The sequence below is a fragment of the Bacillus cereus group sp. BfR-BA-01330 genome (genome assembly GCF_022663885.1).
Lineage (GTDB): Bacteria > Bacillota > Bacilli > Bacillales > Bacillaceae_G > Bacillus_A > Bacillus_A cereus.
Genome location: NZ_JAKUGK010000001.1, coordinates 843417 through 858443 on the forward strand (window position 1 = coordinate 843417; position 15027 = coordinate 858443).

Below are 15027 nucleotides of genomic sequence, written 5' to 3' on the forward strand. Positions count from 1 at the left end.
GGGGGATTTGCATGGGGATAGAGGAATTAAATAGTCAAAAATCGGGTTTATTAAGTAGTATAAGTCATCAACAAGGGCAATTGGCTGAATTACAAATGAAACTACGAAGGCTAATAACTGCTAAGGGGAAATTTGTAAATAATCTTGAAGCAATTAAACAAAATCAAGAGCAGTTTAAGTCTTTAGAAATAAACGAGAGTAGTTGGAAAGGGCAAAGAGCAACTACTTTTAAAGAAACATATGAACAACAAGTCATTTCGAATTTAGGGAAGTTTATCGGAGAACTAGGGAGAGTGCAAGAAGACATCGATCAAGCTATACGGCGGCTTGAAAGAGAAATCGCTACATGTGAGTCTAGTATTCTTTCTCTAAGTAGAAGTGTTTCAATGGTTGACGCTAGTATTCAAGTAGAAGTACAGAAGGCGGGGAAATGATAAATGGGGGAAATTAAATTAAATAAAGGGGTATTTGATGCGAAAGTAAGTGATTTGAAAAGTGGTGCTAGTGATTTAGGTAAGACTAAATTTAATGGTATGCAGTTACATCGTACGAATTTGACTAGGCTGATTCAATATTGTGAAGCAATTGAACAGTTATCTCAAAAGGTGCAGCGATACGAACAGATATTAGAAAATGACTTAAATAAAATACAACAAACTGGGGAGAAAATAGTCGAAAAAGACGAACAACTTGAGAAGCAATTAAGAATGATAGATTCAAATTATCATGCAAAATAGGGAGGGAGAAACGTGGATAAAAATATAGAGTTACAAGAAGTAAAAGAACTTCAAAGTAGATTTCAAGCAAGTGCCACTGAGTTGAATCAACAGTTTGAATCATTATTAGGAAAGATAGCGGATTTTAGTGAGATTAATTCATTTCAAGGTGCTGCTGCTGATGGAATTAAAGGCCATTTATCTAGAGTTCATGGAAGTGTTATTTCAGGTTGTATGGTCGCAGCAGAAAGCTTAAGCATGCAATTTGAAAAAGCAATAGAAGATTTTAATAGTTCTGTTGATAGTGATGCAGATACGAAAATTTATGGGAGTTATTTAGATAATGTAAAGCAAAAAATTAATGGGTATAGTAACAGTTTTAATCAATCAAATGAATTAGCACAACAGACTATTAGTTCAATTAATGATATTGTTCCGATCCATTATCCCTCATCATCAGAAATTTCTGAAGGGGTTGAAAAAAGTCAAAAAGAAATCAGTGATACGTTAGAAAAACTAGAGGCTTACAATAGTCAACAAAATGATCTTCAAAATTTTGATGACATGTTACGCGGATTAGATGGTGCTATGAGACAAATACAAGAGACTGAAGGGAACTTTTCTAGTGATACAACCGAAAAACTTCTGTCTGAAGGAACCTTCGCATCTATAGTTGGAGTAGCTAAAATGATTGCGGGATATACGGGTAAAGCGAAAAAAGGAGTAGTCGGATTATTTTCTGGTTATTTACGCCTTGTTTACATGAAAAAAAATTTGGGATTTGGTGTTAAGTTTGATGTTAATGCTCGAAAAGGAAAAGGAGCATATATATTTAATACTTTAAACGATGCCGATATTGTAGCGGCTTCCAAACTTTTAGCTACAGATGCAAATGAAGATACTATTTTTAAATTTATTTTTAAAGATAAATTTAAAGTCAATTACAACAACGAAACAAGAAATGTAATAAAACAAGCAAAAAAAGATATTTATAAATTGCCTGAATTTAAAGCGGTTGAAGATTTTATGATGACTCGGAATGAAGGAGGTTTTTTAAAAGCATTTAAAAATAGATGGACAGATTCATTTGGGACCGAGTTTCAAAAGAGCATTGACGAATTCAATTTTAAGAAATGGCCAGAGACATTTAAAAAACTCAAAGGTACTGGGACGCTCTTCAAAAGTGTGGCAATTATTGGAACGGGGTTGACAGTTGTAGATAATATTATACAGTCACAAGATGATGGATTTCAGCTACAGGATGTAAGAGATGTTGCATTAGATACAGGTGTGGACTTAGCATATGCAGCGGGAGCGGCAGCAACTGGAGCAGCGATTGGGACTGCTGTGGGACCACTTGGAACCTTGGCAGGAGGAGCTATAGGTGCAGTGGTGGGGATTGGAGCCTCATTGTTTGTGAATAAGAAATTTGATGGCCTCGGAGGAGAAAGTGTAGTTAGTGGAACAAAGAAATTAGTAAAATGGGCAGTAAATATGAACGATAATTTAAAGTCTGGGAATTATAAAGAGTTTACGAAAGAAAATGAAAAGGTCCTGAAAAAATTAAAATCAATATTTTGGTAATTTATATAAAATTAGAAGGTAGGATAAATGAATGCTAAAGATAAAGGAAGAAGATTTGGGCCTTTTTGAAATTGAAAATAGAAACAGATTAAGTCCGGATTATATAAGAATCTTTTATGTAGGAGTTTTTGCATATACTTCTATACCCATGCTTATTATGTTTTTAATTTTTTTGCTGAATGGTGATAAGATTTCTTTAACTCCTTTTGAGAAGATGGTTGTACAAACTGAAGTGAAATTGTATATTTTGGAGTTCGTTTTTTTAATGTTATTCATGTCTAAAAAAATTGCTTTTAAATTACAGAAACTCCAAACCATTGTGACTGTATTTTATTCTTTTCAGTTAGCAACATTACCATTTATGGCTATGGTGGTGGAAGAAATCTTTGATTTTCCATGTGATAATAAAACACTGGTTTATGTTGGTTTAATACTATTAGGTGCAATCTGTATGCACATTGTGGCAACGATTGATGTTTTTAGAAAAGCAAAGCATGGGGGATATAAATTGGAAGGAAAGGCTGTCTCGTTTTTTACTAATACGAAATTATATTTATTGATTGGAATGACAATCATTGTAATAGTTCTACTTGTATTTATTTTTTTAAACCTTAATTATGCATTTGATGAAATGGCAATTTATGTGATACAAACAATAATATTATATACATTTGCTGTAGTATCAGCAGAATTCGTCCTGTTAGTGTATTGTCGCTTCAAATTCCCATCATTTAATATTACGTGGGAACAACATGAAAAGGAACGCCAAGAATTTATAGCAAATAGAAAAAGAATCAGAGAAAAAGAACAAAAGAAAAATAAAAATTGAAATGAGATTTGTAAATGATAGTCATAAACTGTTTTTTTATGTGCGTGGAAGAATCTATTTGTGAAGAAATAAATAAATCACTGTATAAGGGGTAGAGATTATGAAAGTTCAGTATAAAGCATTATCGCTTTTAAATTTAATAAGCATCACTCAAATAGTAAAAAAAGATGATTGGTTGTTACCAGCTATCGCACTTAGAAATCAAGTAGTTCATAACGATATATATCCAATAGGACCTGTTCTTTTTACGTATTCACCATTAGAGAATGAACCGGAATATGGTGAATATATGTATTGTGTCCCAGTGAATGGAAGGGTAAATATGGAAGAGGATTCACCGTATGAGTATATTGATGCAATTCTTATTGAAGAAGCACTTTGTGTTAGATTCTCAGATGAAGATGGTGATATTGAAGACGCTTATCGTGTTTTAAATGAATTTGCTGAACAGAATCATATGAAATTAGATAGTAGCTTTTATCACGTATGTTTAGATGTATATGGTGATATGTGGTTGGATATTTATGCTCCTATTATTGAAGTAGGTGAATTAGTGCGATGATAGTTGAGGAACAAAGCATTGCTTATACAAATGTTGTATCGAGAGAATATTTTTTTCACTATACTGATATGGAAAAAGTAATAGAAGATTTATTGACAGAAATTGCGCAAGCGAATTTAACGGTCAAAGGCCCAATGTTTTATGCGCTGAAAAATGTACCATCAGATGGAGATATGTTTATTGAATTATTTATGCCAGTATATGAGAGTAGTATTCCTAAATCAGAAACAATGAAGTTTCGAAGTTATTACTATGTTGATAACATGCTAATGAAAAGATATGCAGGAGATTTTGAAACATTAACAGAGTATGCATATGCTGAGATTCTTCAGTATATGGAAGATAATGAACTTGATATAATCTCGCCTATTTACCATATTTTTAGTGGTGATGAAGAGTTACAGTATGTTGAAATAAAAATTGCAGTAGATACACAATAATAAATTAGTACACTTTTAGTAATAAAGATATGAAAAGTAAAACCCTAATTTTAGTTTTGTTTTATAGAAGAATATAAAGGTATTCTTGAATTAAGAGTTCTAATTGTTGTTTTTAGTAGTAAGGGGCCTACATATGTGGTTATTTTCAAAAGAAAAAACTTTGTACTTTCAGTAAGAGTGTGGGGATAAAACTGGGGGATTAATTAACAGAAAATATTGGATAAAGTATCGGTGGATGATTGCATAATAGCTGTTGAAATGCTTGATATATTGTTTATATACCTGAATTTGCAGAAGAACTTGCAACGATTGTATATATTAGTAATAAAGAATTATCCCGAACGGTTGCTATGTTTGTTGGTACATTTGAAATTTTTGTACAAGTTTCAAACACACCAAAAGTTATTATCCAATGTATTCCGATAGATGAGGAAATGGAAGAATAAGTATTTTCAGATATGAAAGTGATTGGTTTTAAATATAAGAAAAAATCCACTGACGAAGAGAAAGAAGAAATAGCAGAGTAGATGCTGGAATATAAAAAGATGTGTGAAAAAATAGCAGAGCACTATGAAATAGCTTAAAAAGAATCATTATTATAATGTAACAATATCTGAGATTAATAGAACCTTCTCTTTTCATCAAAATGAGAAGGTTTTTATTTTTAATCTACATGATTTAAGGGAATGTAGTTAAGGGTGGGACAATTGGATGTGGAACATAAAAGAAGATTTAGATGAATTTAAAATAACATGTAGACATCGTTTAAGCCCTGAAGGAGCTATGTTGTTTATGTTTGGTGGAATGCTTTATAGTTCGTTATTGATGCTTTTTATTTTTGGAGCATTAATTAGATTTGGCTGGGATTACTATCCGACTCTTTTTGACACAGTAATGGTCAGAATGGAATTGTTGTTATATAGCCTACAAGTAATCTTTTTTATTATATATCTGATCCCTAAGGTACGTTTTAAATTTCAAAAGCTCCAGACATTGGTGATATTATTATATGCGTTTCAGTTAGGTACTATAGGTCTTACGGCGTTTGTTCTTCCAGGGATGAGTAATTATTCTATTAATTTTATTACGCTTATTTATGTAGGTTTACTAGTATTAGGAGCAATACTTGTTCATGGTGTAACAACATTTGATACTTTTAAACAAGCAAGTAAAGGTGCGTTTAGTACGGGAGAAAGATCTACTTCATTTTTTAATAAGGAAAAGAAAAATGTAATGTTTGGTGTGGTAATTTATGTACTAATTCTTCTCGTTTTAATTTATATACAAAATAATTACTCATTGAGCATAATGTTTGGTTACTTTATATTTACATTCATCATGTACGCGATAGCCATAGGCGCAGCAGAGTTCCAATTATTAGTCTATTGTAGATTTAAGTTTCCGTCATTTTATATTTCGTGGGAGGAACATGAAAGAGAACGTCAGAAAAGACTAAAGATGTATGAAGAGAAGGAAAAGAAGCAAACAAAATAAAGAAATAAGTTTTGCGTCGAAATGAGGAAAGATGGATGCTTAAAATAAAGGAAGAAGATTTAGGTTTATTCAAAATTGCAAATAAAAACCGATTAAGTCCGGATTATATAAGAATCTTTTATGTAGGAGTTTTTGTATATACTTCTATACCAATGTTCATCGTGTTTTTAGGTGTTTTGCTGAACGGTGATAAGATTTCTTTAACACCATTTGAAATATTTTTGGTACGATCTGAGGTAAAGTTATACATTTTGGAGTTGATTTTTTTAATAATTTTCATGTCTTCAAAGGTTGCTTTTAAATTACAGAAACTCCAAGCCATCGTGACTTTATTTTATTCTTTTCAATTAGCAACATTACCATTTATTGTTATGATGGTTGAAGGAATGTTTGATTTTCCAAGTAATAATAAAGCGTTAGTTTATATTGGTTTAATAATGTTAGGGGCGCTTTGTACTCACATTGTAACTACAATTGATGTTTTTAAAAAGGCAAAACATGGAGGATATAAATCGGAAGGACCAGCCGTCTCATTTTTTACTAACGCAAAATTATATTTATCGATTGGAATGACAATTGGTGTAATGGTTCTACTTATATTAATTTTTTTAAATCTTAATTATACATTTAGCCAAATGGAAATTTATGTTGTACAAACAATAATATTATATATATTCGCTGTGGTATCAGCAGAATTCGTCCTATTAGTGTATTGTCGCTTTAAATTTCCATCATTTAATATTACGTGGAAACAACATGAAAAGGAACACCAAGAATTTATAGCAAATAGAAAAAGAATAAGAGAGAAAGAACAAAAGCGAAACAAAAACTGAAATGAAAGTTATAAATGATACTCGTAAACTTACATTGAAGATAGAATGAATACATTATTCATAAATTAACTAGTAAAGGGAGGAATGTAATATCTTGAATAAAGATTCTAAGGCTGTAAAAAAAGAAAAAGGTTTATTTGAAAGTGTAATAGCACCTATTATTGTGGGGATTATGTTTATCTTTTTAATTCTATATAAAATAGCAGAGTTTCTGGGGAAGTGGCTCATTATTTTGTCAATACCGAGCTATATTGTTACTATGTTTATTTTTTTATACCAGAAAGAATATGGAGGTGTATTGGTTTGTGGAATAGGCTTAATACTAATGCTATCGCTGTATTTTGTGTTTGTTAAAAAAAGTAAAAAAGGCTAGTTTAATATGAAATACTAAAAACATTTATTTACTTTCAGTTTGTCTACAAAAATAGAGTTATTACATGATTTTAGAAAAGATGGTGTAATTATATGTGGAATATAAAAGAAGAAGATTTAAATGAATTTAAAAGTACTTGCAAGAATCGCTTAAGTCCCGATTGGGCGACAGGATTTATGTTTGGAACGATGTTTTTTATTTCTTTAATCATGTTTTTTCTTATTGGAGGGTTAATAAGGTTTGGTTGGAGTTATTACCCGACTCTCTTTGATAAAATAATTGTTAGCCTTGAGTTGGTGCTTTATAGTCTTCAAGTAATTTTTTAAATTATTTATTTGTTTCCTAAGATGCCATTTAAATTTCAGAAACTACAAACACTCGTGGTACTATTATATGCGTTTCAGCTAGGCACTATAACATTTACAATGTTGATAATTCCAGGAGCGTCAAATTATTCAATTGATCAAGTTACATTAATGTATGTCGGGTTATTATTTTTAGGTGCAGTCATTTTACATATTTTAGCGACTATTGATACTTTTAGACAGGCAAGTAAAGGGGCATTTAATATGGGAGAAGAGTCCTCTTCATTTTTTAGTAAAACAAAGAGGACTGCAATTAAGTGTGCTCTAATTTATGTGTTAACTCTTCTCATTTTAATTTATGTGCATAATGATTATACACAAAATATTTTAGGATTGTATGCGGGAGGAACTCTAATCATGTACGCGGTAGCCGTAGGCGCAGCAGAGTTCCAATTATTAGCCTATTGTAGATTTAAATTTCCATCATTTTATATTTCATGGGAGGAACACGAAAGGGAACGTCAGAAAAGACTAAAGCTTTATGAAGAAAAGGAAAAAAAGCAAGCCAAAGAAATAAAATAAGTTTTGCTTTCTGAAAATTCGAACGGAATATATAAACAATTAAGGATTGTATAAAAATCGATGCTATTAAAAATTAAAGTATCTTCAACATAATCTGTATGAGTTAATAAATACCGGTAAGTAAAGGTGAACTATATTACTATCAAAATGGGAATGTAATGAACCTAAAAATGCCTAGAGAAATCAACGGGGTGTCAGTATGAAGTTAAAGAAGAAAGCTAGGATGATGATAGTTCTGTTAATAGTATCAAGTTTATTAAGTGGATGTAGTTTTGGGGAGACGAAGATAGATTATAAGCCATTTGTCAAAGCTTTGGATGAAGGTGACATGAGAAAGGTTATGTCTGCGAATGATGATGGGTATGCGTATGTGAAACAAAGAGGTATATATAGTACATATGAACAAAAGGAAGATGGAGAGCATAGAAAAACAATCTATCAAACTTCGGAAGGGATATATAATACGAAAGATAAAAGTTTATATGGAAGTACAACACAAGCGGTTACTTCAGCAGTAGACAGCAAAGATAATAAAAAAGAAGGTGTTTATCGTACCAATATTATGTATAAAAATGGACAGGTGAAAAGTCCGGATTCAAATCTGGATGTTTCATACGTAAACTTAATTGTTGATCGTTTAAAAGGAATAGGGAAACTAAAGATGAAGCCCGGAGATGATATAAAAAAGTTTGATCAACCTAGTACAGTTGGATACAAATTAACTGAATTAGAGTTTCAGAGTATCATTAATGATAAGTTGAAAATACAATATGATGAATATGATGGTGGATCGCTTGTACTGCATATAGATTCTAAATATGGTTCAGAGCAGATATTGGAAGTAAGTATTGTAGTGGATTATAAGAAGAGGAATGATGAGGGCAAGTTAGTAGAACACATATCGCAAATACATACATCTTTTGATAGTCACCAAGGTAATAATCAGGATGCGAAACAGGAATATATTGATTTTAAAGCACAGTATAATAAGAAGCAGTAATATTAAGGAGAGCATTTGCACGTAATGATAATAGCGACATAAGTGGAATAAATGTTTCATAAATATAGTGGGAAGAATTTGAGGATAAACGCCCCAATTGTTGGAGTAGATGCAACAATTGGGGCGTTTATCTATCTAAATTTAGCTTGAATACATAACATGTTTTAGTTAGAGTCATTGCTCCGCAAGTAGCTTCTTTCTCTTCATAATAACAGTATGAAATTGTGTATAATCTGCTTTTATTGTTAAGTTATAACTATTTCTGCTTATAAAGTACCCCTTATTATCGATACATCGTCCATATCCCAATGTCTTTAAATCCTAGACGTTTATAAATTCGTCCAGCAGCTGGATTGTTATAAAATAAACAAAGTGTTCGGCCTTCTTTCGTAAAGTCTTGAATCATTTTTTGTAGTATGAGTGAAGCGTAGCCATTTCCACGATAATTCGGGTGTGTACATACACCAACTACCATAGCGGATAATGAATTTTCAGCAGAAGTAGAGGCGGATGCGATGATTCCACCGTCTTTTTCAATATAATATGTACGTCCTGTATTTGTTTCGATAGCCTGCCTTAATATTTTCTCTGATTCATTAGTAGTCGGAAATTCAGCAATGTCACTTCGTAATTTCATAATTCGTTCTATATCATCGAGTGAGGCAAGTTTAATTGTTTCATGAATTGGTGTGCTAGGTAAGTAGTTGTCATTTAGACATTCACAAAAATACATTTCATTTCTGACGCCTAATTGTAGACTTGGAGCAGTTTCAAACTTTTCTACAATAGTTGACTTGCCAGAAAGTTTAAGCGGCTTATATGCGGAAAGAAGTGCCTCATAATCAGTGGTGACAAATTCTTCTTTACTATAGGGTATAAATGCCTCATGAAAGCGGAGCAAAATTGATTTTAATGTTCCATTCTCTTTAAATACTCCCCATAGTTCTTGAAAATCTGTGTCATAACCGAAAGCTTCAATATCTCCAATAATAAACAAATTAAGGGCTGCTTCTTCTTTTAGGTAAGCGAATACTTGTTCATGATCTTTCTTTGTTAATTTTCGCATCATAACGAATCGACCTCTTTTTTATTTTTCTAAATATTACAACTTAAGTTTTTTGAAATCAATATAAAATTTTATGTTTAGTTCACAAACTTTCGGAAAAACTAGGAAAGATATGACAAAGGAGGTTATGAACGGTGGATCATCCAATTCAAGGGTTAATGAAAGCAGCAATGGAAAATTTAAAAGAAATGGTCGATGTAAATACGATTGTTGGAGAGCCTGTTCAAACGGCTGACGGTGGTGTAGTGTTAACGGTTTCTAAAGTAGCGTTCGGTTTTGGAGCAGGAGGTTCTGATTTCCAAACGAATGATGGACAAAGAGCGAACGGTAACCCTGCATTTGGTGGCGGTAGCGCGGGTGGTGTTTCTATTACACCAGTAGCATTTCTTGTGGTGAATAAAGATGGAGTAAATATTCTGCATCTACAAAATGCGACACATTTAGCAGAAAAAATGATTGAATTAGCTCCACAAACAATTGATAAAATTCAATCGATGTTCCAAAAAGAAGAAAAGAAAGAGGGAAATCATCATCCTCAAAACCCTGATGAAATCCTTTAAAAACGCCTGCTTATGAGCAGGCGTTTTTTCTTGTAATCACTATGTAATAAAACACATGAAATTGTAAATAGTTTTTGAAGTTTTTTCTATGTTTCTAAAATTTTTCATGTTAAAATATGCTATAGAATTGAAACATATAAAACGAAGGTGGCTAGGTGCTTTGTCTGGAGGATCTGACCAAGTAAAGAATATGATATATATTAATGGTAATCGTCGAGGTCATTGTTTTATTACATCAGGAATTACGTTTAAAGAGTTTGCGAGTAACATCCCTTCACCGCTTCATCAAGTATTGCTTTTAAAGCACAACTTTGAATGGACGGATTTTCATTATCATACTTTATTTGAATATGTTGAGGAAGAAAATATACATAAGTTAATTCAAGCAGAGATTGATGAATTTGATGAATTTTGTTGGGTAGATTTTGATGATGCAAGCGATTTAGATGAATTAGAGCCGAAAGAAATTGCAGAATTATTATATTTGGCTCACAAAAAAGAACCACTTGCAAGAACATTCTTTCCGCTGTTGAAAAATAGATTTGTTTATTTTTCACATGATGACGGATGGTACAACAAAGTGTATTATCGTAGAATTGCTGATTTTGTAGGAATGTTAAGTAAAGTCATTCCGTATAAACTCGGTGCTTTCGGTAAGAAACGTTTTTCTTTCTTCCAAAAATCAAAAATTTTCCCAGCGATTTCAAAAGAATTGATTATGGGACTTATTCCACTAATGGAAGATGGTCTTTACATAGATCTAGCAGGGAAGATTGAGTCAAGAAGAGGTCTTGAAATTCCGGTATATGTAGTTGGTTCGTATGAAAGTACGGATGAGGTATTAGATAATATCGATGAATTGAAAGAGGAAGCAACAGAAACAGGTTGGCTCATTTTTGATAAGAAAGAACAAGAGTGGCAATGGGTTGTTGACTAAGAAAACTTGGCGTATGAAGTCAAGTTTTCTTGTCATTTGAAAGGAGTACAAATGAAGAAATATTATACAATTGTGGGTATTATAAGTATTATTCTCGTGGCAATATTACTTATAACTTGTCCGAAAGAATCAGATTTTAAAGTGTATGTACAGGATAAGTATGCGTTGAATTGTAATGAGAGTAGTTTTGAATGCACGCAAAATGTAGATGGTAAAAAAGAAAAACTACAATTTGAAAGTACAGATGCACGAAATGGTGTATTCTTTATGACTGTAAAGCAAACATTTAAAACAGAAGCTGGTGTTTCAAAAGAATATAGCGGAGTAGGAATGTTTGGTACATTTCTTTTTGTTTCAGAGAAGACTTTCTAGTAATAGAAGGTCTTTTTTTTATGCTTATGTTCATATAGATGAAGTAAGACAAGCATAGGAGGGGTATTGATGAAGAACACATGTATTGTTTGTGGCGGTGAGGATTTTTTTTCCTCAACGTTATATGCACGTACGAAACAAGATTGGGCATATGCACCAAACATGTATCGATTTGAAAAAGTATTTATTGAGCATCGAGATGAAGAAAATTATCCAGTGTTTCAAGAAATTACAGCGAAACATTGTTGTGGATGCGGCCATATTATGTTGTATCATGAATGAACACACCAAGTATGACTTGGTGTGTTTTTTTAAAACGCTGACAAAGCAAGCGGATAAAATAAAGTGAATAAAACAGAAAAACTACCAAAACCAATTGCTGTATATCCAAGTGTTCTTGCTCCGAAATTGACAGCTAATAGGCCAACTAAAATTGCTAGGGAGCCGAGCGTAACTGGATAAAAAGCAATGGAGAATAACGAAAGAAATAAAGCGACATAGCCTACCATTGCACCGGTATTTGTACCTTCTATCTCATTTGCAATTTCTTTACGCTTATGTCTAATTGGAATGCCAGCTGGTGATATTTCAGCTGCATACTCTTCGTTTTTTTCACCACTTTTAAAATGATGATTTCTCTTTCTTCGCATGTACATCCCTCTCTTTCAATTGGGTGTACCTATAGTATCTTTCATAAAGAGAAGAACATGAGTATGAGTTAAACCCAAGTAAAGCAAAAATTGGAGAATAAAGATTCCTTCATTAGCATGTATATCTCCTTATGAAGATAAAACAGGAATTTTGGAAAATGATGTAGAATGAAATGAGTGATAAAGCGTGAAGGTAGGGGAATGTATGACGAAATTTAATTGGCATGAATCAGCAGAAAAGAAATGGGATAGTAGCGCAGAGTTTTGGAATCAAAATAGTCAAGAGATGTGGGACAGTGGTAGCAGAAGTACAATTATTCCGTTTTTTGAACAATACGTGAAGAAAGAAGCACAAGTGCTCGATGTTGGTTGTGGTGATGGGTACGGTACATATAAATTAAGTAGCGCAGGCTATAAAGCAGTGGGAGTAGATTTATCGGAAGTGATGATTCAAAAAGGTAAGGAGCGCGGAGAAGGACCGAATTTATCTTTTATAAAAGGAGATCTTTCTGCATTACCATTTGAAAATGAGCAATTTGAATCAATTATGGCAATTAATTCTTTAGAATGGACGGAAGAGCCATTACGAGCGTTAAATGAAATAAAGCGTGTGTTAAAGAAAGGTGGATATGCATGTATTGCAATTTTAGGGCCGACAGCAAAGCCACGAGAGAACAGTTATCCTCGCTTGTATGGAAAAGACGTTGTTTGTAATACGATGATGCCTTGGGAATTTGAACAGTTAGCGAAAGAACAAGGTTTTAAAGTTATAGATGGCATCGGCGTATATAAGCGCGGAGTAAATGAGAAGATGTTAGGTCAACTACCTACAGAGTTACAACAATCGTTAACATTCTTATGGGTATTTATGTTAAAAAACGTATGAAGAAATGAAAGAATTTTTAGGAGGTAAATAAGTGCAGAAAATACAAAAAACTGATACAATATCATCAGAACCAATTAAAGGGGGACTAGGGTATATGACAACTACTACAACAGTGAAATCCGATATTGAAATCGCACAAGAAGCGAGTATGAAGAAGATTCAAGAAATTGCAGCTGATTTAAATATTTTAGAAGATGAATTAGAGCCATACGGGCATTATAAAGGTAAGTTATCTCTTGATATTTTTAAGCGCTTACAAGATGAGGAAGACGGTAAAGTTGTTTTAGTAACAGCGATTAACCCAACTCCAGCTGGAGAAGGTAAATCAACAGTAACAGTTGGTTTAGGTCAAGCTTTTAACAAAATTGGTAAGAAAACAGTAATTGCACTTCGTGAACCATCTCTTGGACCGACGATGGGATTAAAAGGTGGAGCAGCAGGTGGCGGTTTTTCACAAGTCGTACCAATGGAAGACATTAACCTTCACTTTACTGGAGATATCCATGCGATCACAACTGCCAATAACGCATTAGCAGCGTTTATTGATAATCATATCCAACAAGGAAACACACTTGGAATTGATACGCGTAAAATCGTTTGGAAACGCTGCGTTGACTTAAATGATCGTGCCCTTCGTAACGTAGTAATTGGTCTTGGTGGACCTGTACAAGGTGTACCACGTGAAGACGGTTTTGACATTACAGTAGCATCTGAAATTATGGCCGTGTTCTGCCTTGCAACAGATATTCAAGACTTAAAAGCACGTTTATCTCGCATCGTAGTTGCCTATAACTTTGCAAATCAACCTGTAACGGTTAAAGATTTAGGTGTAGAAGGTGCGTTAACACTATTATTAAAAGACGCATTAAAGCCGAACTTAGTACAAACGTTAGAAAATACACCAGCTATCATTCATGGCGGACCATTTGCGAATATCGCTCACGGTTGTAACAGTGTTATCGCTACAACAATGGCAGCAAAATTAGGTGATTATGTTATTACAGAAGCTGGATTCGGTGCTGATTTAGGCGCTGAGAAGTTTTTAGATATTAAAGCTCGTGCAGCTGGCATTAAACCAGAAGCAGTTGTTATTGTTGCGACGATTCGTGCGCTTAAAATGCATGGCGGCGTTGCAAAAGATCAATTAAAAGAAGAAAATGTAGATGCATTAGCAAAAGGTATGGAAAACTTACAGAAGCATGTTGAAACAATTCAAAGCTTCGGTGTGCCTTTCGTAATTGCAATTAATAAATTCATTACAGATACAGATGCAGAAGTTACATACTTACAAGAGTGGTGTAATGAGCGTGGCTATGCAGTATCCTTAACAGAAGTTTGGGAGAAAGGTGGCCAAGGCGGAGTTGACCTTGCTGAAAAAGTACTAAAAGAAATCGAAAAAGGTGAAAACAACTACGCACCACTTTATGAATTAGAATTACCATTAGAAGAAAAAATTCGTACAATTGCTCAAAAAGTATATGGCGCAAAAGATATTGAATTTGCTCCGAAAGCACGTAAGCAATTAGCTCAATATGAAGGAGAAGGTTGGAGTAATCTACCAGTTTGTATGGCGAAAACACAATACTCTCTTTCTGACGATGCAACAAAATTAGGTCGTCCATCTGACTTTATCGTTACAATTCGTGAGCTAAAACCATCGATTGGTGCAGGCTTTATCGTTGCGTTAACAGGTACAATGTTAACAATGCCAGGTCTTCCAAAACAGCCAGCAGCACTTCAAATGGATGTAAATGAAGATGGAAAAGCAGTAGGTTTATTCTAAAAGGTTGTAATTCATCTCGTTTATCTGTAAACTATATATACATCAAGTGGCGCCT

18 protein-coding genes and 1 pseudogene are annotated in these 15027 nt (G+C 33.2%); 17 read left to right on the forward strand and 2 right to left on the reverse strand.

Features of this window, described 5'->3' with window-relative positions; genetic code table 11:
• Nucleotides 1-11: 11 nt before the first annotated feature.
• From MR112_RS04325 to MR112_RS04375, 11 genes and pseudogenes are all read left to right on the forward strand, one after another.
• Nucleotides 12-434 carry a YwqH-like family protein gene (locus tag MR112_RS04325; protein WP_000510565.1) on the forward strand — a complete coding sequence of 141 codons (423 nt, stop codon included), beginning with the start codon at nt 12-14 and terminating at the stop codon, nt 432-434.
• A 3-nt stretch (nt 435-437) separates the two neighbouring features.
• Nucleotides 438-737 (forward strand): TIGR04197 family type VII secretion effector, encoded by a 300-nt coding sequence (locus MR112_RS04330; protein WP_044307211.1) that lies wholly within the window; start codon nt 438-440, stop codon nt 735-737.
• 12 nt (nt 738-749) lie between these two features.
• The gene (locus MR112_RS04335) at nt 750-2300 is read left to right on the forward strand and encodes a T7SS effector LXG polymorphic toxin (protein ID WP_242244804.1); all 1551 of its coding nucleotides are present in this window, start codon (nt 750-752) and stop codon (nt 2298-2300) included.
• Between the two features lie 31 nt (nt 2301-2331).
• The gene (locus tag MR112_RS04340; RefSeq protein ID WP_030025438.1) at nt 2332-3129 is read left to right on the forward strand and encodes a hypothetical protein; all 798 of its coding nucleotides are present in this window, start codon (nt 2332-2334) and stop codon (nt 3127-3129) included.
• 100 nt (nt 3130-3229) lie between these two features.
• Nucleotides 3230-3691 (forward strand): DUF5085 family protein, encoded by a 462-nt coding sequence (locus MR112_RS04345; protein ID WP_061667204.1) that lies wholly within the window; start codon nt 3230-3232, stop codon nt 3689-3691.
• Complete coding sequence (locus MR112_RS04350; protein WP_074542815.1) at nt 3688-4131, forward strand: DUF5085 family protein; 444 nt, start codon at nt 3688-3690, stop codon at nt 4129-4131. Before MR112_RS04345 ends, MR112_RS04350 begins: the two co-directional genes overlap by 4 nt.
• A gap of 711 nt (nt 4132-4842) precedes the next feature.
• Nucleotides 4843-5625, forward strand: coding sequence for a hypothetical protein (locus MR112_RS04355; protein WP_242244805.1), 783 nt, complete (start codon nt 4843-4845; stop codon nt 5623-5625).
• Between the two features lie 35 nt (nt 5626-5660).
• On the forward strand, nt 5661-6458 hold the full coding sequence (locus tag MR112_RS04360; protein ID WP_242244806.1) for a hypothetical protein: 798 nt from the start codon (nt 5661-5663) through the stop codon (nt 6456-6458).
• 94 nt (nt 6459-6552) lie between these two features.
• Nucleotides 6553-6831 carry a hypothetical protein gene (locus MR112_RS04365; RefSeq protein WP_001990239.1) on the forward strand — a complete coding sequence of 93 codons (279 nt, stop codon included), beginning with the start codon at nt 6553-6555 and terminating at the stop codon, nt 6829-6831.
• A 92-nt stretch (nt 6832-6923) separates the two neighbouring features.
• A pseudogene (locus MR112_RS04370) lies at nt 6924-7718 on the forward strand (hypothetical protein).
• Between the two features lie 199 nt (nt 7719-7917).
• The gene (locus MR112_RS04375) at nt 7918-8718 is read left to right on the forward strand and encodes a DUF3952 domain-containing protein (protein WP_242244807.1); all 801 of its coding nucleotides are present in this window, start codon (nt 7918-7920) and stop codon (nt 8716-8718) included.
• Between the two features lie 283 nt (nt 8719-9001).
• Here the strand turns inward: MR112_RS04375 and MR112_RS04380 are convergent, their stop codons facing one another.
• A complete protein-coding gene (locus MR112_RS04380) occupies nt 9002-9787 on the reverse strand; it encodes a GNAT family N-acetyltransferase (protein WP_242244808.1) in 786 nt (261 codons plus the stop codon).
• Between the two features lie 131 nt (nt 9788-9918).
• Between MR112_RS04380 and ytfJ the strand changes: the two genes are divergently transcribed.
• The 4 genes from ytfJ to MR112_RS04400 all read left to right on the forward strand — a co-directional run bounded on the left by ytfJ (nt 9919) and on the right by MR112_RS04400 (nt 11935).
• Nucleotides 9919-10344: a GerW family sporulation protein gene (ytfJ, locus tag MR112_RS04385; protein ID WP_000349991.1), complete on the forward strand. Its 426-nt coding sequence runs from the start codon at nt 9919-9921 to the stop codon at nt 10342-10344.
• Between the two features lie 160 nt (nt 10345-10504).
• On the forward strand, nt 10505-11281 hold the full coding sequence (locus MR112_RS04390; RefSeq protein WP_000014087.1) for an oxalate:formate antiporter: 777 nt from the start codon (nt 10505-10507) through the stop codon (nt 11279-11281).
• Nucleotides 11282-11332: 51 nt separating this feature from the next.
• Nucleotides 11333-11653, forward strand: a complete 321-nt coding sequence (locus MR112_RS04395) for a hypothetical protein (RefSeq protein WP_000761174.1) — start codon at nt 11333-11335, stop codon at nt 11651-11653.
• Between the two features lie 69 nt (nt 11654-11722).
• Entirely contained in the window at nt 11723-11935 is a 213-nt protein-coding gene (locus MR112_RS04400) for a hypothetical protein (protein WP_048538774.1), read from the forward strand.
• A 29-nt stretch (nt 11936-11964) separates the two neighbouring features.
• Here MR112_RS04400 and MR112_RS04405 read toward each other — a convergent pair whose 3' ends face one another.
• A complete protein-coding gene (locus tag MR112_RS04405) occupies nt 11965-12303 on the reverse strand; it encodes a hypothetical protein (RefSeq protein WP_001253200.1) in 339 nt (112 codons plus the stop codon).
• Nucleotides 12304-12508: 205 nt separating this feature from the next.
• Between MR112_RS04405 and MR112_RS04410 the strand changes: the two genes are divergently transcribed.
• Together MR112_RS04410 and MR112_RS04415 are read left to right on the forward strand one after the other, a co-directional pair.
• Nucleotides 12509-13189 (forward strand): class I SAM-dependent methyltransferase, encoded by a 681-nt coding sequence (locus MR112_RS04410; protein ID WP_242244809.1) that lies wholly within the window; start codon nt 12509-12511, stop codon nt 13187-13189.
• Between the two features lie 94 nt (nt 13190-13283).
• The gene (locus tag MR112_RS04415) at nt 13284-14972 is read left to right on the forward strand and encodes a formate--tetrahydrofolate ligase (RefSeq protein WP_013141915.1); all 1689 of its coding nucleotides are present in this window, start codon (nt 13284-13286) and stop codon (nt 14970-14972) included.
• Nucleotides 14973-15027 lie beyond the last annotated feature (55 nt).